We start from the raw sequence: 26236 nt of genomic DNA, 5'->3' as shown, positions 1-26236 counted from the left end.
GGTTCAGGCCGCGTCGGACAGCGAGCCGGGGACGATGGCGCGGGGGCCGAACTTGGCCCGGGCCAGGTCGGCCACCGCCTCGATGCGGCGGGCCCGCTCGTCCTCGGGGGCGAACGTCAGCTGGTGGGCGGTGTGTTCGGCCGCCATGAGCCCCTCGGCCCGCAGCGCGATGCCGCGGACCCTGGCCCGTTGCAGTCCGAGCGCCGCGTGGAGGGCGTAGGCGAGGTCGGCCAGCGCGGGAGAGTGGGCCGTGGGCTCGCGCAGGCCTCGGGTGCGGGTGGTGGTGGACCGGTCGGCATAGCGCACGGTGAGGGTGAGGGAGCGGCATGCCTGACCGGAGCCGCGCAGCCGGACACCCAGTTCCTCGGCGAGGGAGAGCAGCGCCCGGTGATGGCGCGCCGGGTCCAACTCGTCGCGGGCGAAGGTACGTTCGGCGGCCAGCGACCGGGCGGAGGCGTTCGGCACGACAGAGGTGCGGTCGATGCCGCGGGCGTGCTCCTGGAGATCGCGGCCCTGCCGGGCGCCGAGGATCCGCTGGACGGTGCCCGGCGGCGCCCCGGCGAGGCGGCCCGCCGTGTCGAGTCCGTACGCGCAGAGGCGGCCGGCGGTCGAGCGGCCGATGCCGTCGAGCGCGCGGACCGGCTTCTCGGCGAGGTACCGGCCCACCTCGTCGGGGCGCACCGTGCGGGTCGTGCCGGGTCGGGCGTCCCGCGCGGCCATCCTGGCCAGCATCGGGTTGGGTGCGAGCCCGATGGCGCAGTCCAGGCCGAGGTGGGCGAGCGCGCGGACCCGCAGGACGGCGGCGAGCTGCCCGGCGTCCTGTCCGAAGTACTTCTCGGCGCCGCCCAGATCGGCGAGGAGGCCGTCGGGCGGGAGTGCCTGGACGACCGGGGTGAGCCCCTCGGCGAGGGCGACCAGCGCGGGAAGCGCCGCGTCCGCCTCCGCGGGACCGAAGTGTGCACAGAGGATCATCCCGCGCTCCCCGGGCTCGAATGCCACAACTTCCGCCCTGTGGCGGCCCGTTCACCCGCGGGTTGCAGGTCGGCCCAGGGGTTCAGTTCGTAGCCGGTGGACAGGTGGATGCGTCGGCCGTTGTCGGCGGCGGGCGCGGTCGCGCCATCGGGCGCGGGACGTCCCGCGACCCCGCCCTCGACCCCGGCCCCGTCCCCGGCCCCGTCCACATTCGTGATCCCGTCCGTGGTTCCGGGCGGGGACGCCGGCTCGGGCGGGGTCGCGAGGTGGGCCGAGACCGCGTCCAGGCCGCCCTCGCGGCGCAGTTCGACGAGTTCGGCGAGGTTCCAGGCGCGGGCGCCCACCACGCTGAGGCTGCGCGGGCCGCGTCGCTGCACCACGCCCCGCACGAGGAGGAGCCAGGAGTGGAAGACCGTGTAGGCGCAGGCGTCGTGGCTGTCGTCGAAGAAGGCCAGGTCGACCAGGCCCGTGCCGTCGTCCAGAGTGCTGAAGACGACCCGCTTGCCGGAGCGGATCGGCGGCGTCTGGGTGGCCGCCTTGGCTCCCGCGACCAGGACGGTCTGGCCGTGCTTGGCGTCGCGCAGCCGCTTGGCGGAGACGACGCCGAGTTCGTTCAGGAACGCGGTGTGGTCCTCCATCAGATGGCGCGAGGCGTCCATGCCGAGGACGCCGAGTTCGGCGCTGAGCCGTTCCGCGTCGTCCAGGTCGGGCAGCCCGGCGCGAGCCGTCAACGTGCCGCCGTCCAGCGGTAGTTGACCGCCAGGAGCGCGGCGGGAGCCATGCAGTTCGGACAGGTGGAGCAGCAGGTCGCGGCGGTTGGCACCGAACGCGTCGAGCGCGCCGATCTGGGCGAGCCGTTCGGCGACCGGGCGGCCGGGCCTGGCCCGCTGCCAGAAGTCGCGCAGCGAGGCGTAGGGCCGGCCGGCCTCGATGCGCGCGCTCTCGGCCTCGCTGATGCCGTGAACGTCGCAGAGCGCGAGCCGCACCCCCCATTCGCCGGACACCAGTTCGATTCTGTGTGCGACCGAGGACCGGTTCACATCCACCGGCAGGATCGGCACCCCCCGCCGCCGCGCGTCCGCGAGCAGCAGCCGCTTCGGATACATCCCGGGGTCATGGGTGAGCAGTCCGGCGTAGAAGGCGGCCGGGTGGTGCGCCTTGAGCCAGGCCGACTGGTAGGTCGGCACGGCGAAGGCGACGGCGTGCGCCTTGCAGAACCCGTACGAGCCGAAGGCCTCGACGATCTCCCAGGTGCGGGCGATCACCTCGGGCGAGTAGCCGCGCTCCTGGGCGTGTTGGGCGAACCAGACCTTGATGTGCGCCTGGGACTCCGGGTCGGAGAGCCCGCGTCGCACCCGGTCGGCCTCGCCCCGGCCGCAGCCGGTCATGATGTCCACCATCTCGATGATCTGCTCGTGGAAGACGACCACCCCGTAGGTGTCGCGCAGCGCGTCCGCCAGGTCGGGGTGCGGGAAGCGGACCGGGGCACGGCCGTGCCGGGCCTCGATGAACGGGCGCACCATGTCGGCCGCGACCGGGCCCGGCCGGAACAGCGAGATGTCCACGACGAGGTCGTGGAAGGTCGACGGCTGGAGCCGGCCGACCAGGTCGCGCTGGCCGGGCGACTCGATCTGGAAACAGCCCAACGTATCGGTGGAGCCGATGAGTTGATACGTCTTCGCGTCGCCCGGCGGGACCTGTGCCGGGTCGTCGATGTCGAGTTCCTCGCCGGTGGCCCGGCCGATCTCGGCGACCGCGTGGGCCATCGCGGACTGCATCCGCACCCCCAGGACGTCCAGCTTGAGCAGCCCCAGGTCCTCCACGTCCTTCTTGTCGAACTGGGACATGGGGATGGGGGCACCTCCCTGGCCCTCGGGGCCCAGGGGGATCTCGCCGCTGGTGGGCATCACCGGGGTGCGGCGCAGCAGCGAGGCGTCCGAGAGGAGCACGCCGCACGGGTGCATGGCGATGCCGCGCGGCAGGGCGTCCAGGGCCTCGACGAGCTCCCAGAGCTTGCCGTACTTCTCCATCTCCCCTGCCAGGGACCGCAGTTCGGGGAGTTCCTGGAGGGCCGTGCGGGCGTCACGGGCCCGGATGTGGGGGAAGGACTTGGCGATCCGGTCGATGACGGCCGGGTCCATGGACAGGGCGGCGCCCACGTCCCGGATGGCGTGCCGCACCCGGTAGGTCTCGGGCATGGCGACGGCGGCGACGCGCTCGGTGCCGAAGCGGTCGATGATCGCACGGTAGACGTCGAGCCGGCGGGCGGACTCCACGTCGATGTCGATGTCGGGCAGCACCGGGCGCCGCTTGGACAGGAAGCGCTCCATCAGGAGCCCGTTCTCGATCGGGTCGGCGTGGGCGATGCCGAGGAGGTGGTTGACGAGCGAGCCCGCGCCGGAGCCCCGCGCGGCCACCCTGATGCCCATCTCCCGTACGTCGTCGACGACTTGGGCGACGGTGAGGAAGTACGAGGCGTACCCCCAGTGCGCGATGATGTCCAGCTCGTGGTGCATCCGCTCCCAGTACGTGCGCCGGCCCGCGTAGCCGCGGAGCACCATGCCGGCCGCGGCCCGGGAGGCGAGGACCCGTTGCGGGGCGCGGTGGGCGGCGCCGACGAGATGCGGCTCGGGGTAGCTCGCGGTGCCCATGCCGAGGTCGTCCTGGGGGTCGACGAGGCACTCGGCGGCGGTTTCCTCGGTCATCGCGAGCAGCCGGTGGGCGACGTCGCGCCGCCAGCCGGCCGCCTCGGCGACCCGCTCGGCGATCTTGAACATGGCGTCCGGGCCCTTGAGCCAGCGCTCGCCGCTGTCGAACGGCGCCCGCACCGGAACGAGGCGCCGCGCGGCGTCCAGCACGTCGGCGACCGGGCCCTGCCCGGGGTCGGCGTAGCGCGCGGCGTTGGTCAGGACGGCGCGTACGCCCTGTTCGGCGGCGAAGCCGACGGTGCGTGCGGCCAGCCGCAGCGAGCCGGGGCCGGTGCCGCGGAGCCCGTGGTGGACGGCTTCGAGACGGAGCGCGTCGCCGTAGATCTCCCGCCAGGGGGCGAGCAGGCGCGCGGCCCGGTCGGGGCGGCCCGCACTCAGTGCGCGGCCGATCTCGGAGGCCGGGCCGAGCAGCACGGTGAGCCCTTCGGCGGGCAGGTCGGCGTGGGTCAGGACCGGGCGGCCCCCGGCGGTGTGGGCGGCGCTGACCAGGCGGCAGAGCTCGGCCCAGCCGGCCGCGCCGTCCCGGGCGAGGAAGGTGACACGGGGGGCGGACTCGTCGACGAAGGCGCCGCCCCGCACGGGGGTGCGCCGGGCGGGGCCCCGGCCCGGCCCGCCCCCGGTCCTCCCGAGGTGTTCCGGCACGGCGAGCTCGGCTCCGAACAGCGGGCGGATTCCGGCCTTGGCACAGGCCTTCGCGAAGCGGACGGAGCCGGCGAGGGTGTCCCGGTCGGTCAGGGCGAGAGCGTCCATGCCGCGCTCGACGGCACGCTCGGCCAGCCGTTCCGGGTGCGAGGCGCCGTAGCGGAGGGAGAATCCCGAGACGGTGTGCAGATGCGTGAACCTTGGCATCCGCGCCTCCTACCGATTGCCGAACCGTCTCTCACCCCCTCGCTTCAACCATAGACCAGTTCGAACGTGCGTGCGACACGTATGTTCGAATCCTGGTGCGGCTCCTCCGGGTGGGGGTGCAATGGTTCCCCGGGGTAGGCCTCCCGCGCCCCCAGCCCCCTTTTTTTCCGGCTGCGGACCGTGCCCGCTTCTCGCGCAGTCCCCCGCGCCCCGGTAGGTGACCCCGGGTCTGGGGCGGAGCCCCAGGGGACCCGGAACCAACCAACCCCGGGGCACGGGGGGGGAGGGCGGGCAAACCCCCAGGCCCCCGGTCAGCCGTTTGGGTCAGCCCGACTGCGGGGGCCGCCGGGCCGACGGAGCGTGGGGGCATGACATTCGTCGACGAGGTGAAGAGCGCCGTCTCCGTACGGGCCGCCCTGCTGGTGATCGGCGTACTGGGGCTGATGGTCGCCTTCATCGCGTCCTACGCCGGCGCCTTCCACAGCCCGAAACCGAAGGACATCCCCTTCGCCGTGGTCGCCCCCGCCCAGATCCAGGGGCAGCTCACCCAGCAGCTGGGCTCGCTGCCGGGCAACCCGCTGGACGTGCGCACGGCCAAGGACGCGGCGGACGCCACCCGCCAACTGCGCGACCGCAGCATCGACGGGGCGCTGCTCGTCGACCCGCGGGGCACCACCGACCGGCTGCTCGTGGCGAGCGGCGGCGGCGCCTCGCTCGCCCAGGCCGTGGAGGCCGTCACGACGGCCGCCGAGAAGGCCCAGCGGCGTACGGTCGAGGTGACCGACGTCGCCCCGGCCGCCGCGGGCGACTCCCGCACACTGTCCGCGTTCTACCTGGTCGTCGGCTGGTGCGTGGGCGGCTATCTGTGCGCCGCGATCCTGGCGATCAGCGCGGGCGCCCGGCCCGCCAACACCCATCGCGCGCTGATCCGGCTCGCGGTGCTCGCCGTGTACTCGATCGCCGCCGGACTGCTCGGCTCGCTCATCATCGGGCCGGTGCTCGGCGCGCTGCCGGGCAGCTACCTGGGCCTCGCCGGGCTCGGCGCGCTCGTCGTGTTCGCGGTGGGCGCCACCACCCTCGCCTTCCAGGGGATCGCCGGAGTCGTCGGCATCGGCCTGGCGATCCTGGTCATCGTCGTACTCGGCAATCCGAGCGCGGGCGGCGCCTACCCGTATCCGCTGCTGCCGCCGTTCTGGCGGACGATCGGGCCGGGCCTGCCGCCCGGCGCCGGCACCTGGGCGGCCCGCTCGATCGCGTACTTCAGGGGCGAGGCGGTCACCGGCCCGCTCCTGGTGCTCTCGATCTGGGCGGTGGCCGGTGCCGTCATCACCCTGGTGCTCGCCGGTCTGCGCCGCGACCGCGCCGAGAGGCCGGTGGGCGTGTGAACATCCCCCGCCGCTCCGGCCCGGCCGAACAGGCCTTCTCCGTACGGCGGATGGAGCCGAGCGCGCAGGCGCAGCTCGGTCCGCTCGGCCTGACCGGATTCATCGTGGTGACCACCATCGCCACCGGCATCGACGCGGGGGTCTTCCCCGAGAAGCTCGCGGCGTCCGTGGTGCCGCTGGTCGGCTTCTTCATCGGCGGCCTGGCCCAGCTGCTCGCCGGGCTCTTCCAGGCCCAGCGCGGCGACACCTGGCACGCCACGGTCTTCGGCGGCTTCGGGGTGTTCTGGATGGCGAAGGCGCTGATGCTCCAGTGGGTGGTGCCGGCGCTCGACCCGTCGCTGCGCGGCGACGCCATGGGGCTGTTCACGCTGCCCTGGGTGTTCGTGGTGTTCGTCCTGTGGCTGGGCAGCTTCCGCATCCATCTGGCGCTGCTCTCCACCTTCACCTGCGTGCTCGTCGTCTTCGTCGGGCTCGTCTGCAACGGGTTCACGGGCGAGGTGATCTGGAACCGGATCGCCGGGTGGGCCGGTCTGTGCGCGGCGCTGGGTGCGACCTATCTCCTCGCGGGGCAGATCCTCGCCTCGACCTGGGGCCGCCCGGTGCTGCCGATGGGCCGCTTCCTGTCCCCGCCCGACCATCCGGAGACCTGACAGGGCGAGGCCGGAGACCTGACCAACCATCCGGAGACCTGACCGGGCGGAGCCGGCCGGAGACCGAAGACCAGCACCCGGTCCCCCCGTCACCGCCCCCTCCCCCCGGGAGACATGACGCAGGGCCGCCCCGTCGGAACGGGGCGGCCCTGCGTCCGTCGGGCCTACTTGCCGTAGTACGCCCGCGTCATGAGCTCCTTCATGTCGTCGATCATCGGCATCCGCGGGTTGGCCGGGGCGCACTGGTCGGCGTAGGCGTTCATCGCCTGGACCGGCAGGGCCTCGATGAAGGCGGTCTCGTCCACGCCCTCCTCCTGGAAGGAGGCGGGGATGCCGCACTTGGCGCGCAGTTCCTCGACGGCCCGGGCGTAGGACTCGACGCCCTCCTCGGGGGTCGCGGCCGGCAGGCCCAGCATCTTGGCGATCTCCTGGAAACGCTCGGGGGCCCGGTAGACCTCGGCCTTCGGCCACGGGGTCGCCTTGCCGGACACCTGGCCGTTGTGCCGGATGACGTGCGGCAGGAGCAGTGCGTTGGTGCGGCCGTGGGCGACGTGGAAGGTGTTGCCGAGGGTGTGCGCCATGGCGTGCACCAGGCCGAGGAAGGCGTTGGCGAAGGCCATGCCCGCCACCGTCGAGGCGTTGTGCATCTTCTCGCGCGCCTCGGGGTCGGCCGCCCCGTCCACGACGCAGCGCTCCAGGTTCTCGAAGATCAGCTTGATGGCCTGGAGGCAGAGGCCGTCGGTGTAGTCGTTGGAGTAGACCGAGACGTACGCCTCGGTGGCGTGGGTCAGGGCGTCGAAGCCGGAGTCGGCGGTCACGGTGGCGGGCAGGCCCATGGGGAGCACCGGGTCGACGATCGCGACGTTCGGGGTGAGCGCGTAGTCGGCGAGCGGGTACTTCTGGGCGGCCTCCGGGTCGGAGATGACCGCGAAGGGGGTGACCTCGCTGCCCGTTCCCGAGGTGGTGGGGATGGCGACCAGCTGGGCCTTGTCGCCGAGCGCCGGGAACTTGTAGGCACGCTTGCGGATGTCGAAGAACTTCTCCTTCGTGTCCGCGAACTCGACCTCCGGGTGCTCGTACATCAGCCACATGATCTTGGCGGCGTCCATGGCCGAGCCGCCGCCGAGGGCGACGATCGTGTCCGGCTCGAAGTCGCGCATCATCGCGGCCCCGGCCCGTACCGTCGACAGCTCCGGGTTGGGCTCGACGTTGTCGATGACCTGGAGGACGACGGAGCCGGGACGGGCCTGGAGGATGTCGGTGACCTTCTGGACGAAGCCGAGCCTGCCCATCGTCCTGTCGGTGACGATCGTGACCCGCTTCAGGCCGTCCATCTCGCCGAGGTAGCGGATGGAGTTGCGCTCGAAGTAGATCTTCGGCGGGACCTTGAACCACTGCATGTTGTTGTTGCGCCGTCCGATCCGCTTGACGTTGACGAGGTTGACCGCGGAGACGTTGTTGGACACCGAGTTGTGCCCGTAGGAGCCGCAGCCGAGGGTGAGGGAGGGCAGGAAGGCGTTGTAGACGTCGCCGATGCCGCCGAAGGTGGAGGGCGCGTTCACGATCACGCGGATCGCCTTGACGCGCCTGCCGAACTCCTCGGCCAGCTCGTCGTCCTCGGTGTGGATGGCGGCGCTGTGGCCCAGGCCGTGGAACTCGACCATCTGCGCCGAGAGTTGGAGGCCGTGCTCGGTGGAGTCGGCCTTGAGGGCGGCCAGGACCGGGGACAGCTTCTCGCGGGTCAGGGGCTCCCCCTCGCCCACCTCCGCGCACTCGGCGACCAGGATCGAGGTGGTCTCCGGCACCTCGAAGCCGGCCTGTTCGGCGATCCACCGGGGCGACTTGCCGACGACCGCGGCGTTGAGCTTGGCGCCCGCGCAGTTGCTCGCGAAGGCGGTGGTGCCGAAGACGAACTCCTCCAGCTTGGTCTTCTCGGCCGCGCTCAGGACGTACGCGCCCAGCCGCTGGAACTCGGCGAGGCCCCGCTCGTACACCTCCTCGTCGAGGATGACGGCCTGTTCGGAGGCGCAGATCATGCCGTGGTCGAAGGACTTGGAGAGCACGATGTCGTGCACGGCCCGGGCCAGCTTGCCGCTCCGGGTGACGTACGCCGGGACGTTGCCCGCGCCGACGCCCAGGGCGGGCTTGCCGCAGGAGTAGGCGGCCCTGACCATCGCGTTGCCGCCGGTGGCCAGGATGGTGGAGACGCCCTCGTGGTTCATCAGGAGGCCGGTGGCCTCCATCGACGGGGTCTCGATCCACTGCACACAGCCCTCGGGCGCACCGGCCGCGATCGCGGCGTCGCGCACCACGCGGGCTGCGGCGGCCGAGCAGTTCTGCGCAGAGGGGTGGAAGGCGAAGACGATCGGGTTGCGGGTCTTCAGGGCGATCAGCGCCTTGAAGAGGGTCGTCGACGTGGGGTTGGTGACCGGGGTCATCGCGCAGATGACGCCGACCGGTTCGGCGATCTCGGTGATGCCGTTCAGCTCGTCGCGGCCGATCACTCCGGCCGTCTTCAGACCCCGCATCGAGTTGACGACGTGCTCGCAGGCGAAGAGGTTCTTGACGGCCTTGTCCTCGAAGAGGCCGCGGCCGGTCTCCTCGACGGCGAGCCGGGCCAGTTCGCCGTGCTCGCTCAGCGCGGCGAGCGAGGCCTTCTTGACGATGTGGTCGACCTGCTCCTGGGTGAACGTCTCGAACCGGCCGAGGGCCTCCTGGGCCCCTCGCACCAGTGCGTCGACCGCGGTCTCGGCGGTCGTGACGTCCTCGGCGTTCTTGGCCTCCATGGCAGGAACTCCTTCTTGTCGAGCGCTACCAGCATGGCGAGCGTTGCGATGCTTTTCCGATGTCTCAATTCGACACCTGTTCGCGGTGCTCGCGGGCCCGACAAAGCCCTGTTCCCGGAGGTACAACGTCCTTTCAATTGACCGGACGTCATCAAAAAGTCGGCGCTGACCTGCGCATACACCCAAGGACTTAAGACCCATGCGCGCTTGTGAAAACTTTCACAAGTTTTTCGGAGAATCGATTTCGCCGTCCTCCCCCACGATCTCCACGGGTGCCTGGGCCGGAGGGATTTCCGCCGCGGCCGGTTCCGCCAAGGGCGCGACGGGCGGCGCGACGGGGGCCTTGACGGGCTCGGCGGGCTCGGCGGGCGCGGCCTGCGACGGCTGGGCGCGTTCCAGGAAGCGCAGGAGTTCCACCGGGAACGGCAGGACCAGCGTGGAGTTCTTCTCGGCGGCCACCGCCACCACCGTCTGGAGCAGCCTGAGTTGGAGGGCGGCCGGCTGCTCGGACATCACACCGGCCGCCTCGGCCAGCTTCTTCGAGGCCTGGAGTTCGGCGTCCGCGTTGATCACGCGGGCCCGGCGCTCACGGTCGGCCTCGGCCTGGCGGGCCATCGAGCGCTTCATCGTCTCCGGCAGCGACACGTCCTTGATCTCGACGCGGTCGATCTGCACGCCCCACCCGATGGCCGGGCTGTCGATCATCAGCTCCAGGCCCTGGTTGAGCTTCTCCCGGTTCGACAGGAGGTCGTCGAGGTCGCTCTTGCCGATGATCGAACGCAGCGAGGTCTGGGCCATCTGCGAGACCGCGAACTGGTAGTCCTCGACCTGGATGACCGCGTCCGCCGGGTCGATCACCTTGAAGTAGATGACCGCGTCCACCCGGACCGTGACGTTGTCCCGGGTGATGCCGTCCTGGGCGGGCACCGGCATCGTCACGATCTGCATGTTCACTTTCCGCAGCCGGTCCACGAAGGGGACGATCATGGTGAGGCCGGGGCCGCGCACCGAGTCCTTCAGCCGGCCGAGCCGGAGCACCACCCCGCGCTCGTACTGCTTGACGACGCGGGCCGCGGCCAGCGCGTAGACCACCCCGCCGGATCCGACGGCGATGCCGGCCGCCACCAGTGCCTCGACCATCACGGCCCCCAAGGGTCCGAATCGGACGTGTATCTCGACGGTAACTCCGCACGACCCCCAGGGGGAGACCCCGGCCGGGCCCCCTGTCCGCGAGTAGGCTGCGCCCGGACGGGCTGGAGCGTCGGTCAGTGCCCTGACCGGGTGAGGGGGCCACGGTGCGGGACAAGGTGCGCACGGCCGACGGCCGGATCCTCACGGTGGAGCTGGTCGGCGACCCGCGGGGCAGCCCCGTGTTCCTGCTGCACGGCACGCCCGGCAGCCGGCTCGGGCCCGCGCCCCGCAGCATGGTCCTCTACCACCACCGGATGCGGGTCATCACCTACGACCGGCCCGGCTACGGCGGCTCGGACCGGCTCCAGGGACGCCGGGTCGGGGACGCCGCGCGGGACGTGGCGGCGATCGCCGACCGTTACGGATTGGAGCGCTTCGCGGTCGTGGGCCGCTCCGGGGGCGCCCCGCACGCCCTGGCCTGTGCCGCACTGCTGCCGGACCGGGTCACCAGGGCCGCGGCCCTCGTCACGCTCGCCCCGCCGGACGCCGAGGGCCTCGACTGGTTCGAGGGCATGGCCGCCTCCAACGTCCTGGCCTACTCGACGGGGACCGCCGACCCGGACGAGCTGGCCGCACGGTTCGTCGTGCGCGCGGCGCACATCCGCGAGAACCCGGTACGGCTCCTGGACGAGCTGCGCGCCGAGCTCACCCACGCCGACCGGATGGTGGTCAAGGACGCCGGGGTGCGCGCGATGCTGCTGCGCAACTACCGCGAGGCGCTGCGGACTTCGGCGTACGGCTGGATCGACGACGCGCTCGCGTTCTGCAACCCGTGGGGCTTCGACCCGGCGTCGATCCCGGGCGAGGTCCTGCTGTGGCACGGCGAGCAGGACGTGTTCTCGCCGGTCGGCCACTACCACTGGCTGGCCGGACGCATCCCGGGCGTGACGCCCGTCCTGGAACCGGCCGCCGCCCACTTCGACGCACTGCACGCGCTGCCCCGGGTGCTGCGCTGGCTCGTCGAGGAGTGAGAGCCGGGCCGGCTCCGGCCGCTCAGACCGCGAGCGGCTCCAAGTCCCGGTGGAAGCGCCGCAGTTCACGCACCATGCGCACCAGGACGTGGTCGTCGCCGAGCAGCCGGGCGAGTTCGAGCAGCGCCTCCGAGCGCAGCCGCTGGGCCTCCTCCCGGCGCCCGAGGGCGTCGAGGGTCAGGGCCAGGTTCGCCGAGCAGGCGAGCCGTTCGGGGTGGTGGCGCCCCAGGGCCTTGGTGAGCCCCGCGACCGCGGCCCGCTCCAGCTCCAGGGCGTCGTGCAGCTCGCCCAGGTCCGCCTTCACCTGGGCGAGGTTGACCGCGGCGAACAGGGTGTACGGATGCCCGGGGCCCAGCACCTCGCGCATCGTCGCGATCGCGCCCGTCAGGACCGACTCGGCGGCGGCCGGCTCGCCGCAGCCCCACTGGTAGATGCCGAGGTTGCTGAGCGCCGCCAGGGTGTAGGGGTGGCTCGGGCCCGGGTTCTCGCTGTACTCCGCGACCACGGCGAGGGCGGTGTCGCGGGCCGCCGCGGGCTCGCCCGCCGCGAACAGGTCGGCGGCCAGGTTGAGTTCACAGGCCAGCGAGTCCGGGTTCACCGAGGTGTACTTGGCGCGGTAGCGGGCGCGGGCGGACTGGGTGAGGCGCCGCGCGTCCTCGTAGCGGCCGGTTCGGCGCAGCGCCACGGACAGGCTCTTGGCAGCGGCGAGGGTGCCGGGGAAGGACGCCCCGAGCCGGTCCTTGGAGAGGGCGTACGTGCGCGAGAGCAGCGTCACCGAGTCCTCGTACCGGCCGATCTCGCGCAGGTCGCGGGCCAGGCACATCGCCGAGGAGAGCGTGTAGGGGTGCTCGGGGCCGAGCACCTCGGTGCGCCGGTCGTAGACGTCCTGGTCGAGTTCACGGGCCCCGGCGTACCAGCCGACCAGGCGCCGGGTGAGGGCCAGGTTGTTGCCCGCGGCCAGGGTTCTGGGGTGCGACTCGTCGAAGATCGCGCGGAAGCCCTCGTACGCCTCGGTCGCCAGCTCGATCGCCCTGTCGTAGCGGCCGAGCGCGCCGAGGTCCATGGCGAGGGCGCTGGTGGTCATGTAGGTGTGCGGGTGCGTGGCGCCCAGGGTCTCGCGCTGACGGGCCAGGGTCTCCTCGTCCAGCTCCAGGGCCTCCGCGTAACGCCCTTGCGAGCGGCGGACGTTGGAGATGTGGAAGCGCAGGTAGAGGTACTGGATGTCGTCGCTGCCGAGCTGCTCGCGCCACCGTTCGCGCAGCTCCTCGCCGAGGGCCGAGGCGGCGGTGAACTCGCCGCGCTTCCACAGGTAGCGCATCCGGTCGATGAGCAGCCTGCGGGGCTCGGGCTCGCCGCACAGCGGGACCTCGGAGGGGCCGAGGTGCGGCCAGATGCCGGCGAACCGCGGCCAGGTCTCGGGGTTGTCGATCGGCTCGTCGGCGTCGGGGCGGGCGCCGGCCAGGATGCGGTGGACGGTGTGCTGTGCCTCGTGGCGCTCCTGTTCGGTCAGCTGGGAGCGCACCACGGCCTGGACGAGCCGGTGCACCTCGATGGTGCCCTCGACCGGGTCGACCTTGGCGAGCGCGAACCGGCCGATCTCGCGGATGACCCGGCCGAGCACCAGCTTCTCGCGGAGCGAGGGGTCGTACGGCGTGAGCGCCTCGATCATCTCCCTGCCGTAGAGCAGCCCGGCCCAGATCGGCTCGGGCGCGAAGAAGGCGCAGAGCTGGAGCAGCCGCACCGCGGCCGGTGAGCGCTGTTCGAGGAGCTCGATGGAGACGTTCCAGGTGGCGCCGACCGGTTCGGGGTAGCCGGCCGGCTGGTTGAGCGAGAGCACCCCGGTGCTCTGCCGGGCCAGTTGGTCGAGGTAGTCGGCGACCGGGGTCGCGGTCTCCGCGATCCAGGCGGCCGCCTGCTCCACGGCGAGCGGCAGGTCGCCGAGCGCGCCCGCCACCTGGTCGGCCTCGTGGGCGGACAGGCCGGGCGCCCGCCGCTGGAGGTGCTCGACGGACTCCTCGCGCCGGAAGACGTCCACGGCGAGCGCGCCGCCGTACTGCGACCACGCCTGGTTGCGCGAGGTCACCAGGATGTGGCCGGTGCCGCCCCGCGGCAGGAACCGCTGGAGCTGCTCGGGGTCGTCGGCGTTGTCGAAGACCAGCAGCCAGCGTTCGGTGGGCTCTCCGCGCCGCAGCATCTCGATGGCCTCGCGGCAGGCCACCCCGATGTCGTCGCCGCCCTGACCGCCGAGCCGCCCGCCCAGTTCGGCCAGGCCCGCGGCCACGTCGCTGGTGCGGGCGCAGTTGATCCACCAGACCAGGTCGTAGTCGGCCATGAAGCGGTGGGCGTACTCCAGGGCGATCTGCGTCTTGCCGACGCCGCCGAGTCCGTACAGCGTCTGCGGCTGCGGCAGGACGACCGCGAGTCCGCCGCCGCGCTGGTCGCGCATCCGCTCCAGGACCTGCGAGCGGCCGGTGAAGGCGAGGTTGCGGGGCGGCAGGTTCCAGATCCCCGGCACGGTCCCGGGGAACCTCGGCCCGTCGCTCTGCCCGCCGCCGCCCTGGCCCGGCCGGTCCAGGGCGCGCAGCAGGGACTCGGTGGCGTGGGCCTCGTCGAGCCGGAACAGGTCGACCGGGTTGCGGTCGAGGTAGGCGCCCGGCAGGCGTACGTCGTCGACCCGCACCGGCAGCATGGTGCGGCGCAGCCCGGTCGGGTCGGCGGCGGCCGCGCGCTGCCAAATACCCATCGCCCGGGCCGACTTGAGATAGGCGGCCGAGAGCAGCACCACGCTGCGGCTGGTGTCGGCGGCGGGCTCGGGGCGCGCCGGCGCCGGGTCGGAGACGTCGCGCGGCAGCACCCGGAACCCGGCCCGGCCGAGGACCGCCTCGATCCAGTCGGCCCACATGCGGTTCTCGGCGGCGTACGAGAGGTGGACGTCGACGGGCAGGGTGGGGCGGCGCCGCGTGAAGGCGTCCCTGATGCGCAGCCGGGCCTCTTCGCCGACGCCCGGCATCGAGGTGACCTCGCCGTCGGTGATCACGGAGGTGAGCCGTTCGAAGGCGGAGAGCAGGGAGGTGGAGAGCCCGGCCGCGTCGCCGAAGGTGGCGAGCGACTCCTCGTACGCGTAGTAGGGGCGGTACGGGATCTCGACCGAGCCCCAGTACTGGGCTAGCCGGTCGCCCGCGAGTCCGGCGGGGAAGCCGTCGAACTTGAGCCGGGCCAGGGCGCGTCCGGCGTCCGCCTTCTCCTTCTCGCCCTCGTCGATGCGCATGGGGACGGGCAGGACGCGGATGTTGCGGGTGCCGTAGCGCTCGGTTATCTGGCGGGCCACGGAGGCGGCGCCGTCGATGGACTGGTCGCTGAGGGTGAAGCAGTCGACGAGGACGTCGGGCAGGTGGACCGTGCAGATGTCGGCGACGTCGCTGAGCCCGGTGCGGCTGTCGATCAGGACGTAGTCGTAGTGCGCCTTCATGTCGGCCTGCAGCGCGTCGAAGAACAGGCCGCCGCCGAGCCGGTCGTAGAAGTTGTCCCAGTCGAAGGCGGAGACGGTCGCGGAGTAGTCGCGGTTCTGCAGGCCCGCGGAGACGAAGTCGAGGGTGCCGCCCTCGGGGAAGGCCCAGCCCAGGTTCTCCGGCATCAGGGACACCGCGTGCGGCTGGAGGCGGGCGTAGTCCAGGTGCCAGTCCTCCGCGCGTTCCTCGGGGTCGGTGGCGGCCCAGGCGAACTCGGTGATCAGGTCGATGACACCGGTGGTGGCCCCCAGGGTCGCCGGGTCGAGGAAGGGGTGGAAGAAGCGGTGCAGTCCCGGTGCCTCCAGGTCCCAGTCCACCGCGAGCACCCGCTTGCCGTTCGCGGCGAGGATCAGGGCGGTGTTGGCGAGGGCCATGGTGCGACCGGTGCCGCCCTTGTAGGAGTAGAAGGTGACGACACGTCCGTCACGGCTGGTTGTCATCCGTGTCCTCCACATCGGGTGCCCGGCCGAGCGGGCGGTACGGGGCCGTGCCGCGGCGCCCGGGTTCGGGGGTGGTGCCCATCGGGCCGGTCAGACGCGGCCTCGCGCCGCGCGCGCGGCCCTCGGGCGGGTGCGCCGGGGCGTGTCTCAGATACTGCTGGGCGGCCGCCTCGACCACCTGCGGCAGCAGTTCCTCGAACGCGTCGAGGGACTCCACGCCCCGGGCGGCGGTCCGGCAGGCTGCCCTGCCGTGGTGCGTCCGGAACGGCAGGGCGGCCGCGGTGCGGGCGGCGAGCTCGTCGGTGGCGGCCCGGCTCTGCGGGTCGGCCCGGTTCCACGGGACGACCACGCCGATCCAGGGCCGGTCGGCCGCGTCGAGGGCGGCGAGGCGGGCCCGCCGGCGCTCGTCCCGCAGCACCCAGCGGTCGACGAGCAGGATCTCGGGGCGGGCCGGCGCCTGCGGCCCGTCGGCGGGGTGCTCCTCGTCGAAGGAGGCCACGGTGGGCCGGTAGTTGAGCGAGCCCACGATGTCCTCGGCGATCAGCGCCAACGGCCGCCGGGTGGCCGGGTGGTAGGGGTTCCAGTCGAGCGGGCTCTCGCCGTAGTAGGCCCCGTAGCGTCCTGCGGGGAGCTCGCCGAGGGTGGGCGCGGCGACGGTGACCCGCAGTGGCCGGGGCCCCGGGGCGGCGCCGAAGGCGCTGGGCAGGGTGCGGGCGTCCGGCGGGCGGCCGGGTCCTACCCGGGTGGCACGGGCGGCGCCCACGATGTGCCGGGCCAGGTGGTGGACGGCCCGCTGGTACTCGTCGGCGAGCAGCCGGAGCTTGATGAGGCCGTAGAGCCCGTCGGTGGCGTACCGCTCGCCGAGGCCGCGGTGATCGAAGTCCAACTGCGCCGCGGAGAGCGGCAGTTGGCGGCTCGGTACGGGGACCCACAGGGCGGGGACGATGGCGTCGGACGGGCGGTCGGTGGCGGCACGGTGGCGGATGGCGCGCTGGGCGAAGGCGTACCACTGCTTTCCGCACCGCTCGCTCGCGAAATAGCGGGGCGACAGGAGCGGCACGAACACCCGGCAGGAGGCGAGGCTGCGGCCGAGTTCCTCGGACCAGCCGGTGCCGGGGCGCGGCCCGCGGTCCATGAAGCCCGCGGGCGTGCCGTCGGGCAGCGCGGTCAGCTCGGCCACGCCGCGGCACAGGTCGTCGAAGAGCCGCCCCACCCACAGGTCGGGGTCGGGGCCACCCGCGCCGAGGCCGGCGGGGGCGTGACTGAGGAAGAAGTACGGGCCGTCGCCCACGGGCTCTCACCGCCCTTCCCGGTCGCCGGTCAGTGCCGGTGCTGGACCATCCAGGCGACCGCGTGCTCGACGGCCGCGCCGATCGGGAAGAGCCGGGCGGAGCGGCGCCCCAGCGGCCCGTGGCGCACACCGGCGGCGGGGAAGTCGTCGCCGATGCGGGCGAAGTCGCTGTCGTCGAGGGCGGCGTCCTGGTACTCGAACCACATCGCCGCGCCCCCCTCGTCCCTGATCACCGCCCGGTAGCTGCGGGTCGGGGCGGCCGGCACCAGGTATTCGGCGTGGTGGAAGGCGGAGCACACCGCGAAGCCCACGTTGACGAGCAGCACGTGGGCGTCGGCCGCCACCAGCTTGGCCAGCGGGGACTCCGGGCCGAAGTGGCAGTCGAGGGCGTGGCCCTTCATGAGCTCGGCGGCGCGGGCGCCGAGCGCCGCGAAGGAGGTCTGCGGGTGGTCGCTGCGGACGGCGCCCTCGGTGGTCCTGACCCGCTCGGCGAGCCGTCCCGTGCCCGGGGACGGGGTGTGCTCGGGGTCGAAGGGCGGCATCGCGGCCCGGAACGCCACCGGGTCGGGGGCCTCGCGCAGGAGGGCCAGATGGGCCGGTGAGGTGTCGGAGTTCTCGGGGGTGAACGCGGGGACCACCAGGGTGCCTTCGGGTCCCAGCACGGTGCGCAGCGCGTCCAGGAGCTCGGCGCTGCGCAGGCCGGTGCCGCGCAGCGAGGCGTGCACGAGCAGGAGGCCGCCCTCGCGCACCCCCAGCGCGCGCAATTGCCCTGCCAGGTCGCCCGGGGTGTGTTCTCCTCGGTCCTCAGCGGTGTTCTCGGGCACGCGATGCCTCTTCCCACTCCTGGCGCAGGGTCTGGACCAAGCGCCTTCCGGTGACGGTGAGTTCGGCCGCCCGCTCCAGGGAGTCGAGCGCCGGGCCGAGCTCCGCCAGGGTTCCCGCGTCGCCCTCGTGGGCGGCGACCGCGACCCCTTCGTACGCTGCGGCGAGCAGCCGGGAGACCGGCAGCGGCCCCCAGGGCGACGGATGCCGCCATGCCCCGTCCATGTCGTACGGGTCCGCCACGTCGAGCAGGGCGCGCAGGGTCGCCGCCCGGCCGCCGCGCAGCAGGGCGGCGTCGAGCGCCCGGTCCGTGAGGCCGAGGGGCAGGCCCAGCGCGCCGAAGCCGTGCCGTCCCACCACCGGCGCCGTCCCCCCGGCCAGCGGGGTGAGGGTGGTGAGCGGGCCGGGCGGTGGCCAGGGCGGAACGGCCCCGGCGAGACGGGCGCGGGCCCGGGCCACCCGGCGCCCCCACTCCTGCGCCTCGCGCGGGTCGAGCCGGGGCGGGAGGGGGGTGCCGAAGCAGTCGCGGTAGGGGTCGAGGTCGTCGACGACCAGGCCGTCGACCCGGGTCAACGGGCGCCAGTCCGGGGTGGGTCGATCGGGGCGGGGCACGCGGTGCTCGGCGTGGGCGTTGCGTACCGAGAAGCCGTGGGGCCCGACGGAGACCTCGGCCGTCCCCGCGGTGCCGGGGCCGGCCAGGCGCAGCTCCCCCAGGGTCGGCAGGTGCAGCCGGCCGTCGGACCAGGGGACGGGAAGGGTCAGCGGGGCGCCGTCGCGCACGGCCGCGGCGACCGTGTACGCGGCGAGCCGGCGGGCCGTCGCCCCGGCATCGGGGCGCCCGTGGTCCAGCGCCGCCAGGGCGTCGAGCAGCCAGCCGCGGGTGTACGGGGTGGCCAGGGCGGCATCGAGCCCCGGGCCGTCGAGGGAGGTGGTGAGCTCCCAGATCCGCGCCCACGCGGGGCCGCCCCGCCCGTCGAGCACCCCGTGCAGCCGGGCCAGCAGGAGGCGGTTCAACTCCAGTGCGGATGCCGCGAGTTGCTCGGCGTCGGGCAGCTCGGGGGCGGGCGTGCGGGCCTCGATGCCGTGCACCAGGGCCATCAGGTCGGGGCAGTAGACCGAGGGGTTGTCGAAGCCGCCCTCGGCGCTGTAGCGGTGGGTGTAGTGGCCGCCTCCGCAGGAGCGGACGACCGGGCAGCGGCGGCACTGCTCCCCGACTCCGGCGAGGCCGCGCTGACGGGCCCGTACGCCGGGGTGGGCGGCGACCGCGTCGAAGTCGTCGCGGAAGACGGAGAATCCAGTGGCGGCGGCGCCCTCGTAGGCCGACTTCAGGGAGTCGACCTGTTCGAGCGAGCCGTCGGTCTCCACGACGACGATGTCGGCGGGGGCCAGGCCCAGGGACTCGGTGAGGCTGGGCCCGCCGTGCAGGGTGGAGAGCACCGATTCGAAGAGCCGCACCGGGACGGTCCGGCCCCGCTCGTCCCAGCGGTCGAAGGCCGCGAGCAGCCAGTCCGCGTAGGGCGCCGGGGCCTCGCCGGGGCGGGCGGGCGGTGCCGCCCAGGTGGCGTGCGGCAGGAGGTAGTCGATGCGGGGCGGGTCGAGTTCCACCAGGGCGTCGTGCACGGCGACGGGGTCGTTGGCGAGGTCGACGGTGCAGAGCAGACCGAGGAACAGCGGTCGGTAGCGCGGCTGTTGGAGCAGTTCGACCGCGGCCAGGACCTGCGGGTGGCTGCTGCGGCCGTCGGCGAACCGGCGGTGGCGGTCGTTGGCGGCGCGATCGCCGTCCAGGGAGATGCCGACCTGCACGCCGAACTCCTCGAACAGGTCGAGGTAGGGCGGGCCGAGGAGCACCCCGTTGGTGTGGATGCGCAGATCGAGTGCCGTGACCGGGGTGACGGCGGCGGTCAGTTCCTCGCAGACGCGCCGCAGCCGCGCGGGGCCGGCAAGGAGCGGTTCTCCGCCGTGCAGAATCACCGAAACGGACGGCAGACGGTGTTTTTCGGCGTGCTCGGCCAACCGTCGGGCGGTGTGCGCAATGACGTGGTCGGAGACCGCCCGGGGCTGTTCGCGCCACGTCTGGTCTCCGGCTTCGTACACATAACAGTGATCGCAGGCGAGATCGCACCGGCTGTGCACCTTCAGGACGATCTCGCGGAATGGGACCAGGGGTCCTGTCATTGCGCCAGTTTAGCGAGAACGGGAATTGCGGTGTCCGGTCCGGCAGTTCTCCCGAGCGTGGCCCGAACGATCCCGTGCGGCCCGTCCGCCTCCCGTTCCCCGCCGGGCACACCCGGCGGGGAGGGCCTCAACTCTCCTGTCAGAGCGATGAGTTGAAAGAAGCGCCGTTCGTCATCGGACGGCTGCCCGAGGCGGGCACCACCCTGGCGATCTTCTTCTCGGCGGCCGGGTCCGTCGTCGCGGCCAGGTCGGCCAGCGACATCCGGTCCTTCTTCGCGGTGCTGAATGAGACTGTATTTACGGAGGTTTTCACGTTCGTCCCTGGGGTGAGTGATAACCGCGCGTGGACAGTGGCACCGGCACATGCACCGTTGCAGTGTCGGCAGGACGACTTTACTCTCATCCCCATCGGGGGGTGGAGTGCGCAAAGGGGGCGCACAACTGCCTTCCCCGGCACAGAATTCGGGTATAACCGCAGACGGGGGTGCATGTGACGGCGATTCCCGGCCCACTGCAGAGCATGGTCTTCCGGAACGCGGATCTGCCGGGCCTCTTCCACCACGCGGACACGCTGGCGATCGGCCGGCAGCAGTCGGCGGTCAAGCTGACCCGCACCCAGCTCTCGCTCCTGGTCGTCGGGGCGGCCGCGGCCGCGCTGCCGCAGGTGCGCGTCGGGGCCGGCTTCCAGCTGCTCAGCGCGGTGAGCGCGCTCGCCTACGCGGGGGTGCTGCTCGCCGCGTTCGGGGCGGCCCGGCGGCATGCCGCCTCGCACTGGCAACTCAACCGCTCCGCCGCCGAGTTCATCAAGTCGATGTGCTGGCGCTACGCCGTGCACGGCGCCCCCTTCGACCTGAGTGCGGCGGATCCGGACGGCCTGTTCGTCGCCCGGGTCGAGGAGGGGCTGCGCGAGCTGAAGAAGGTCGGCTGGCGCGACCCGCGCGAGGAGGGGGAGCTGGCCGCCGGGGGCCTCGTCACGCCGAGCATGCGGGAGTTGCGGGCCAAGGCGTTCAACGTCCGCAAGGAGACCTATGTACGCGACCGGCTGATCGAGCAGCGCAACTGGTACCGGCGCCGCCAGGAGACCTCGCGGCGGGCCACCCGGCTGTGGTCGACGGCTATCACGCTGCTCACCCTCCTCGCGCTCTTCTTCGCCGTCCTGCAGACCTTCTCGGTGGCCCAGCGGGCCGACCTCGCCGGCCTGCTGTCGGCTTCGGCGGCGGCCTGTCTCGCCTGGAGCGAGATCCGCCGCCACCAGCCGCTGATATCGGCGCACTCGCTGGTCGAGCAGGATCTGATGGAGATGCACGTGGCGATGGAGAACACGGTGACCGAACGGCAGTGGCCGCAGGCCGTGTACGAGACCGAGCGCATCGTCTCGCCGCAGCACACCGACTGGCTGGCCCGGCTGCGGAGTTGACGGGGAAACACCTCTACGTCACAGCCCCCGGGCCCGCCGGACGCCGTCGCGCCAGATGACGGTGACGGGGCGGCCGAGGCTGCGGGCGTACTGCACGATGTCCCCGGTTCCGCCGAGGCCCCGGGCCGGCAGGCCGTCCCAGACGGCGACGAGCCGGTCGCAGTTGTCCGCGATGTAGGCGCCGGCCGCGTAGTACGCCTCGTCCGTCGCGTGCGGGTAGCCGAGGTCGACCTCCTGGGTCGCCCGGCGCTTCAGGCCCCGGTAGCGGGCCAGTTCGGCGGCGTCGGCGAAGCCCGTCTCGTAGTCGCCGCTGGGGATGACCGCGGTGAGGGCGGCGCCGCAGTCCAGGGCGATGGCCGCGAAGAGCTGGTCGGCGCCGGTGGCCAGGCTGGAGAGGACTTCGAGGGAGCCGTCGTGGCCGCACAGCAGCGCCCGCAGGCGGTCGCGGACCTCCTCGAAGGCTGCGGGCGGGATGTCCCGGTGACCGGTCACTCCGATGCGCTTCAATGCGTCTCACCCCGTGTGTCCGGCGCGGGCCGTCCCTGGGCCCGTATTCCGTCCTGCCCTTGCACATCCTCCCAAAACCACTCATCACGTTCAGCCGGAAGCCCCCGCCCGGTCGTTCCCGGACGGGGGCTCGGAGCCGCGTGCGGCCGTCGTGGTGACGAACCGTCAGAACAGGCTCACGCCATAGGCGTTCATCGCCTCGACGACCGGCTGGAAGAACGTGGTGCCGCCGGAGGTGCAGTTCCCGCTGCCGCCCGAGGTGAGGCCGAGGGCGGTGGAACCGGCGTACAGGGGGCCGCCGGAGTCGCCGGGCTCGGCGCACACGGTGGTCTTGATGAGGCCGGAGACGATGTCACCGCTGCCGTAGTTGACCGTCTGGTTGAGCGCGGTGACCTTGCCGCTGTGGACGCCGGTGGTCGAGCCGCGCCGGGTGACCGTCTGGCCCACCGTCGGGTTGGCGGCGCTGGTGATCTGCTGGCTGCCCACCGCGCTCGGGTGCGCGAGCGAGGTGTTGGTGTACTGCACGAGGCCGTAGTCGTTGCCCGGGAAGCTGGTGCCCACCGTCGGGCCGATGCTCGTCGTGTGCGACGAGTTGGTGTAGTAGTTCGGCTTGCCCTCGGTGCAGTGGCCCGCCGTCAGGAAGTAGTACGTGGAGCCCTTCTTGACGTTGAAGCCGAGGGAGCAGCGCCAGCTGGTGGTGTAGATCGCGTCGCCGCCGGAGAGCAGCTTGGTGAACTTGCCGGGGGTGCGTTCGATGCGTATCGCGCCCGCGTTGGCCCCGGCCTCGTGCCGGATCTTCGCCAGGTCGGCGGCCGTCACGGTCGAGTCGGCGGTGACGACGACCTTGCCGGTCGCGCTGTCCACGCTCCAGGCGGTTCCGGCCACGTCCGCGCCGCGTACGGCGTCGCTCGCGGCGGTCAGCGCGGCGGCGCCGAAGGTCTGGGCGGGGGCGGCACTGGCGTGCGGGACGGCGATGGCCGCGGCGGCGAGCAGACCGGCGGCGACCGCGGCGAGCCTGGTGCGTCTCGCGAGACCGGAGGGGGCTGTGGGGGTGGTGCGCTTGATCCTCACTTCTGTTCCTCCCGAGGGGAATCGAGGGGCCCTTGGGTGGGGGGACCCCGTGAGGCGCAGCCGGAGCACGGCCGCACGACAGGTCGTGCGGCCGTGCTCCTGACAAGCGCTGCGGAGGAGTATTCGGGGGCCCGGCCGGGGCGCGCAAGGGGGCCTTTTGGCCGGGCGCCCGCGAGGAGGCGCACGCCGGGGTCAGTTGGTGCGGATGGTGCGCTCCCCCGCCGGGATGTCGATGGGGAGGGTGTTGCCCGGGGGCGGGAAGGGGCAGATGAAGTGGTCCGCGAAGGCGCAGGGCGGCAGTTGGGCACGGTTGAAGTCGACGGTCACCGAGTGGTCGGCGGCGGGTGCGTCGGGCCGCAGGAAGCGGAACCGGAAGGTGGACTTCCCGCTGGTGCCGTCGGCGAACACGGCCCACAGCGAACCGTCGGCCTCGACCGCCACCTGAAGGGTGTGCTCCTGCCCGCCGAGCGTGAAGGCGATCTCCCCCGCGAGTTCGAGGCCGCGCTCGACCCCGTCCGCGTTGGGCACCCGCACCTGCCGCTGCTCGTACGGGCGGAAGGTGCCGGGCAGGCGGAACCGCTCCTCGTACGCGGCGGCCTCGATGCCCGCGAAGGCCCGGCGGGCCGGGGACTCGGGGTCCCACACCCGGACCGCCCACAGGCCTTCGCGGCGCAGCACCACGAGCCGGCGGCCCCGCTGGGAGAGCCGGGATTCTTCCACCGGGCCCGAGTCGGCGCCGAGCCGGGCCTCACCGGTCAACGGGCTGTCGTCCAGCGCCAGTTGGCGGTCGGCGGTGGCGGTCACGACCACCTCGTCACCGTCCTCGCGCCACTGCCCGAACTCCTCGGGCACCCCGTCGGCGAGCCAGTGGGTGGCGGTCAGCGCGAGCGGGCCGTACGGCGCGGAGACCGTCGCGACGCGGTGCTCGTGCCACTGCTTCCAGTCGAGCTCGTGGCCGGAGTCCGGGCCCTTGGGTTCTTGCGTGCTCATGTGATCAACCTTTCCATACCGGATGGCGCAGCCCGAGGTGCGAGCGCAGCGTCGTTCCGGTGTATTCCGTGCGGTACGCGCCGCGTTCCTGGAGCAGCGGCACCACGTGGTCGACGAAGTCGTCCAGGCCGCCGGGGGTGAGGTGGGGGACGAGGACGAAGCCGTCGGCGGCGTCGCTCTGCACGAAGGTGTCGAGCTCGGCGGCGACGGCGTCGGGGGTGCCGATGAAGGACTGGCGGCCGGTGCTCTCGATGACCGTCTGCCGGATGGAGAGCCCCTTGGCCTCGGACAGGGCACGCCACCTGGCGGCGGTCTGCGGGGCGTTGGCGATTTTCGCCCGGCCCTGGACGAGCGCGGACTCCGGGACGGGATCGAGGGCGGGCAGCGGCCCGTCGGGGTCGTAGGCGGACAGATCGCGGCCCCAGACCTGTTCGAGGGCGAGGATCGCGTTCTGCGGGGAGACCTGCTGCCGGCGGATCTCGGCCGCCTTCTCCTGTGCTTCCGCGGCGGTGTCGCCGAGGACGACGGTGACACCGGGCATGATCTTGAGGTCGTCGGGTTCCCTGCCGTGGCGGGCGAGCCGGCCCTTGACGTCGGCGTAGCGGGCCCGGCCCGCCTCCAGGGTGCCGTGCCGGGTGAGGATGACGTCCGCGGCCGAGGCCGCGAACTCGCGGTCCTCGCCGGAGTCTCCGGCCTGGATGACGACGGGGTGCCCCTGTGGGGAGCGCGGCACCCCGAACCTGCCCTCGACGGAGAAGTGCCGCCCGTGGTGGACGACGGGTTTCGGCGTCCCGCCCTCCGCCCAGGAGTCCCACAACTCCCTTGCGGTGGACAGGAATTCGGCGGCGCGCGTGCTGAGGGTCTCCCCCGGTCGAGCGGAGTCGAGACCTTGGTCCAGGTCAACCCGGTCGGGACGACCGGCGCGGCGGAAGTTCTCGCCGGTGAAGGCATCGGGCGAGGCGACCACGTTCCAGGCGGCGCGGCCGCCGCTGAGGTGGTCGAGCGAGGCGAAGCGGCGGGCGATCTCGTACGGCTCGTTGAAGGTCGCGTTCATCGTGGCGGCGAGCCCCAGCCAGTCGGTGACGGCGGCCAGGGCGTTGAGCAGGGTGAGCGACTCGGGGCGGCCGGCCACGTCCAGGTCGTGGACGCGGCCCTTGTGCTCGCGCAGCCGGAGCCCCTCCGCCAGGAAGAAGAAGTCGAACTTGCCGCGTTCGGCGGTGCGCGCCAGGTGCTCGAAGGAGGAGAAGTCGATCTGCGACCGGGAGCGCGGGTCGGCCCAGACGGTGGTGTTGTCGGCGCCGGGGAAGTGGGCGGCGAGGTGGATCTGCTTCCTGTGCGTGCTCGCGTTCTTGTGCGTGGTCGCATTCTTGTGCGTGGTCGCGTTCGCGCGTGTGGTCGCGTTCGTTTGTGTGGTCCTGTTCCTACCCGTGGTCGTGCTCCTACCCGTGGCCATGGCGGACTCCCCCGGCGGTGGCGTACTGGTTGACGGGCCGTGTCAGGCCCAGGTGTTCGCGCAGCGTGGCGCCCGGATAGAAGCGCCGCAGCAGACAGCGGTGCTGGAGGACGGGGACGGTGGCCTTCACGATGAGCGCGAGGTCGCGTTCGGGGTCGGCCAGGCGCAGATGGAAGCCGTCGACGGCACGTTCGTCGTGCCAGTCGCCGATGAGGCCGGCCAGTTCCACGGCGTCCGCGGTGGTGTGCAGGGCCACCGGGATCGAGCCGAGCACCCGCAGCCGCTCGGGGTCCCGGCCGTGTGCGCGGGCCCGGTCGAGCAGTTCCTCGCGGGCCGTGCGCGCGGCGAGCGGGTCCTGGGTGCGGACGAGGGCGACGTCGGCGTGCCGTACGGCGGCGGCCCTCGGATCGGCGGCGGTCGCGTCGACGACGGTGACGGGGTGGCCCTGGGGCGGCCGGGGCACGACGGCGGGCCCGCGCACCGAGAAGGTGCGGCCCTCGAAGTCCACGTGGTGCAGCTTGTCCCGGTCGATGAAGCGCCCGGTGGCCTGGTCGCGTATCTCGGCGTCGTCCTCCCAGGAGTCCCACAACTTGGCTGCCACGTCGGCGACTTCACGCGCCTCGTGCCACACCTCGGCGCTACGGGCGGCGGGCCGGCGCCCGAAGAGGCGGGCCTCGGCCTCCGTGGTGGACACCTCGGGGCTCCAGCCGGCCCGGCCGCGGCTGACCCAGTCCAGGGTGGCAACGGCGGAGGACACGTGGAACGGCTCGGTGTGGGTGGTGTTCACGACCGGCACGAGCCCGATGCGCTCGGTGGCGGGGGCGACCCGGGACAGGACGGCGAGCGCTTCGAGGCCGGGCCGGGTGAAGGAGTCCCCGAGCGTGACGAAGTCGAGCGTGCCCTGTTCGGCCAGCCGCGCGAGGGCGGTGAAGTGCCCGGCCTCGTACTGTCCGCCCCCGTCGAGGGAGGCGGCCAGGTGCACAGGGCTGCGGACGGGGGGTGCGGGCATGGGGGGACCTCTCGTGGGGGCTACGGGTGCGCCGCCGCCC

The 26236-nt window shown here is 72.9% G+C and carries 18 protein-coding genes; 4 read left to right on the top strand and 14 right to left on the bottom strand.

The genetic code is table 11. The features are described from left to right. Positions 1 to 3 precede the first annotated feature (3 nt). On the bottom strand, positions 4 to 972 hold the full coding sequence (locus tag IE267_RS28520; protein ID WP_189765200.1) for a DNA polymerase Y family protein: 969 nt from the start codon (positions 970 to 972) through the stop codon (positions 4 to 6). Beyond that, positions 969 to 4529, bottom strand: coding sequence for a DNA polymerase III subunit alpha (locus IE267_RS28515; RefSeq protein ID WP_189765199.1), 3561 nt, complete (start codon positions 4527 to 4529; stop codon positions 969 to 971). The genes IE267_RS28520 and IE267_RS28515 overlap by 4 nt, the downstream gene beginning before the upstream one ends. A 368-nt stretch (positions 4530 to 4897) precedes the next feature. On the opposite strand from IE267_RS28515, the gene IE267_RS28510 reads away from it, so the two are divergent. Beyond that, positions 4898 to 5914 (top strand): ABC transporter permease, encoded by a 1017-nt coding sequence (locus tag IE267_RS28510; protein ID WP_167154345.1) that lies wholly within the window; start codon positions 4898 to 4900, stop codon positions 5912 to 5914. Beyond that, positions 5911 to 6564 carry an acetate uptake transporter gene (locus IE267_RS28505; RefSeq protein ID WP_167154342.1) on the top strand — a complete coding sequence of 218 codons (654 nt, stop codon included), beginning with the start codon at positions 5911 to 5913 and terminating at the stop codon, positions 6562 to 6564. Before IE267_RS28510 ends, IE267_RS28505 begins: the two co-directional genes overlap by 4 nt. 164 nt (positions 6565 to 6728) lie before the next feature. Here IE267_RS28505 and adhE read toward each other — a convergent pair whose 3' ends face one another. Together adhE and IE267_RS28495 are read right to left on the bottom strand one after the other, a co-directional pair. Then, entirely contained in the window at positions 6729 to 9350 is a 2622-nt protein-coding gene (adhE, locus tag IE267_RS28500; RefSeq protein WP_167154339.1) for a bifunctional acetaldehyde-CoA/alcohol dehydrogenase, read from the bottom strand. 219 nt (positions 9351 to 9569) lie between these two features. Further along, positions 9570 to 10490 carry a slipin family protein gene (locus tag IE267_RS28495; protein ID WP_189765347.1) on the bottom strand — a complete coding sequence of 307 codons (921 nt, stop codon included), beginning with the start codon at positions 10488 to 10490 and terminating at the stop codon, positions 9570 to 9572. A gap of 167 nt (positions 10491 to 10657) precedes the next feature. On the opposite strand from IE267_RS28495, the gene IE267_RS28490 reads away from it, so the two are divergent. Next, on the top strand, positions 10658 to 11512 hold the full coding sequence (locus IE267_RS28490; RefSeq protein WP_167156385.1) for an alpha/beta fold hydrolase: 855 nt from the start codon (positions 10658 to 10660) through the stop codon (positions 11510 to 11512). A 22-nt stretch (positions 11513 to 11534) separates the two neighbouring features. Here the strand turns inward: IE267_RS28490 and fxsT are convergent, their stop codons facing one another. The 5 genes from fxsT to IE267_RS39765 form a co-directional block, all read right to left on the bottom strand. Next, positions 11535 to 15461, bottom strand: coding sequence for an FxSxx-COOH system tetratricopeptide repeat protein (fxsT, locus tag IE267_RS28485; RefSeq protein ID WP_167154335.1), 3927 nt, complete (start codon positions 15459 to 15461; stop codon positions 11535 to 11537). Further along, the gene (fsxC, locus tag IE267_RS28480) at positions 15445 to 16752 is read right to left on the bottom strand and encodes an FxsC protein (RefSeq protein WP_229861474.1); all 1308 of its coding nucleotides are present in this window, start codon (positions 16750 to 16752) and stop codon (positions 15445 to 15447) included. Before fsxC ends, fxsT begins: the two co-directional genes overlap by 17 nt. Positions 16753 to 16781: 29 nt before the next feature. Next, entirely contained in the window at positions 16782 to 17576 is a 795-nt protein-coding gene (locus IE267_RS28475) for an AAC(3) family N-acetyltransferase (RefSeq protein ID WP_189765197.1), read from the bottom strand. After that, positions 17557 to 19749, bottom strand: coding sequence for a radical SAM/SPASM protein FxsBH, inactivated beta-hydroxylase extension form (gene fxsBH, locus IE267_RS28470; protein ID WP_189765196.1), 2193 nt, complete (start codon positions 19747 to 19749; stop codon positions 17557 to 17559). The genes IE267_RS28475 and fxsBH overlap by 20 nt, the downstream gene beginning before the upstream one ends. Positions 19750 to 19888: 139 nt before the next feature. Further along, the gene (locus IE267_RS39765; protein WP_229861473.1) at positions 19889 to 20062 is read right to left on the bottom strand and encodes an FxSxx-COOH-like cyclophane-containing RiPP peptide; all 174 of its coding nucleotides are present in this window, start codon (positions 20060 to 20062) and stop codon (positions 19889 to 19891) included. A gap of 207 nt (positions 20063 to 20269) precedes the next feature. Here IE267_RS39765 and IE267_RS28465 point away from each other — a divergent pair, with 207 nt between their 5' ends. Then, positions 20270 to 21166: a DUF4231 domain-containing protein gene (locus tag IE267_RS28465; RefSeq protein ID WP_161254326.1), complete on the top strand. Its 897-nt coding sequence runs from the start codon at positions 20270 to 20272 to the stop codon at positions 21164 to 21166. Positions 21167 to 21184: 18 nt separating this feature from the next. Here IE267_RS28465 and IE267_RS28460 read toward each other — a convergent pair whose 3' ends face one another. The 5 genes from IE267_RS28460 to IE267_RS28440 form a co-directional block, all read right to left on the bottom strand. Further along, a complete protein-coding gene (locus IE267_RS28460) occupies positions 21185 to 21673 on the bottom strand; it encodes a hypothetical protein (protein WP_161254321.1) in 489 nt (162 codons plus the stop codon). Positions 21674 to 21838: 165 nt separating this feature from the next. Continuing rightward, positions 21839 to 22744: a S1 family peptidase gene (locus tag IE267_RS28455; protein WP_167154332.1), complete on the bottom strand. Its 906-nt coding sequence runs from the start codon at positions 22742 to 22744 to the stop codon at positions 21839 to 21841. 192 nt (positions 22745 to 22936) lie between these two features. Continuing rightward, positions 22937 to 23734 carry a DUF1684 domain-containing protein gene (locus IE267_RS28450; protein ID WP_189765195.1) on the bottom strand — a complete coding sequence of 266 codons (798 nt, stop codon included), beginning with the start codon at positions 23732 to 23734 and terminating at the stop codon, positions 22937 to 22939. 4 nt (positions 23735 to 23738) lie between these two features. Then, positions 23739 to 25187 carry an NtaA/DmoA family FMN-dependent monooxygenase gene (locus IE267_RS28445; protein WP_189765194.1) on the bottom strand — a complete coding sequence of 483 codons (1449 nt, stop codon included), beginning with the start codon at positions 25185 to 25187 and terminating at the stop codon, positions 23739 to 23741. Next, positions 25174 to 26196: an LLM class flavin-dependent oxidoreductase gene (locus IE267_RS28440; protein WP_189765193.1), complete on the bottom strand. Its 1023-nt coding sequence runs from the start codon at positions 26194 to 26196 to the stop codon at positions 25174 to 25176. The genes IE267_RS28445 and IE267_RS28440 overlap by 14 nt, the downstream gene beginning before the upstream one ends. Positions 26197 to 26236: the final 40 nt, after the last annotated feature.

This window comes from Streptomyces xanthochromogenes (assembly GCF_014650455.1).
Taxonomy (GTDB): domain Bacteria; phylum Actinomycetota; class Actinomycetes; order Streptomycetales; family Streptomycetaceae; genus Streptomyces; species Streptomyces xanthochromogenes.
This window is presented reverse-complemented; position numbering and strand designations above follow the sequence as displayed.

Coding starts and splice junctions, on each gene's coding strand:
- IE267_RS28520 (WP_189765200.1), bottom strand. CDS start 972: ATGATCCTCTGTGCACACTTCGGTCCCGCGGAGGCGGACGCGGCGCTT.
- IE267_RS28515 (WP_189765199.1), bottom strand. CDS start 4,529: ATGCCAAGGTTCACGCATCTGCACACCGTCTCGGGATTCTCCCTCCGC.
- IE267_RS28510 (WP_167154345.1), top strand. CDS start 4,898: ATGACATTCGTCGACGAGGTGAAGAGCGCCGTCTCCGTACGGGCCGCC.
- adhE (WP_167154339.1), bottom strand. CDS start 9,350: ATGGAGGCCAAGAACGCCGAGGACGTCACGACCGCCGAGACCGCGGTC.
- IE267_RS28495 (WP_189765347.1), bottom strand. CDS start 10,490: ATGGTCGAGGCACTGGTGGCGGCCGGCATCGCCGTCGGATCCGGCGGG.
- fxsT (WP_167154335.1), bottom strand. CDS start 15,461: ATGACAACCAGCCGTGACGGACGTGTCGTCACCTTCTACTCCTACAAG.
- fxsBH (WP_189765196.1), bottom strand. CDS start 19,749: ATGACAGGACCCCTGGTCCCATTCCGCGAGATCGTCCTGAAGGTGCAC.
- IE267_RS28465 (WP_161254326.1), top strand. CDS start 20,270: ATGGTCTTCCGGAACGCGGATCTGCCGGGCCTCTTCCACCACGCGGAC.
- IE267_RS28450 (WP_189765195.1), bottom strand. CDS start 23,734: ATGAGCACGCAAGAACCCAAGGGCCCGGACTCCGGCCACGAGCTCGAC.
- IE267_RS28445 (WP_189765194.1), bottom strand. CDS start 25,187: ATGGCCACGGGTAGGAGCACGACCACGGGTAGGAACAGGACCACACAA.
- IE267_RS28440 (WP_189765193.1), bottom strand. CDS start 26,196: ATGCCCGCACCCCCCGTCCGCAGCCCTGTGCACCTGGCCGCCTCCCTC.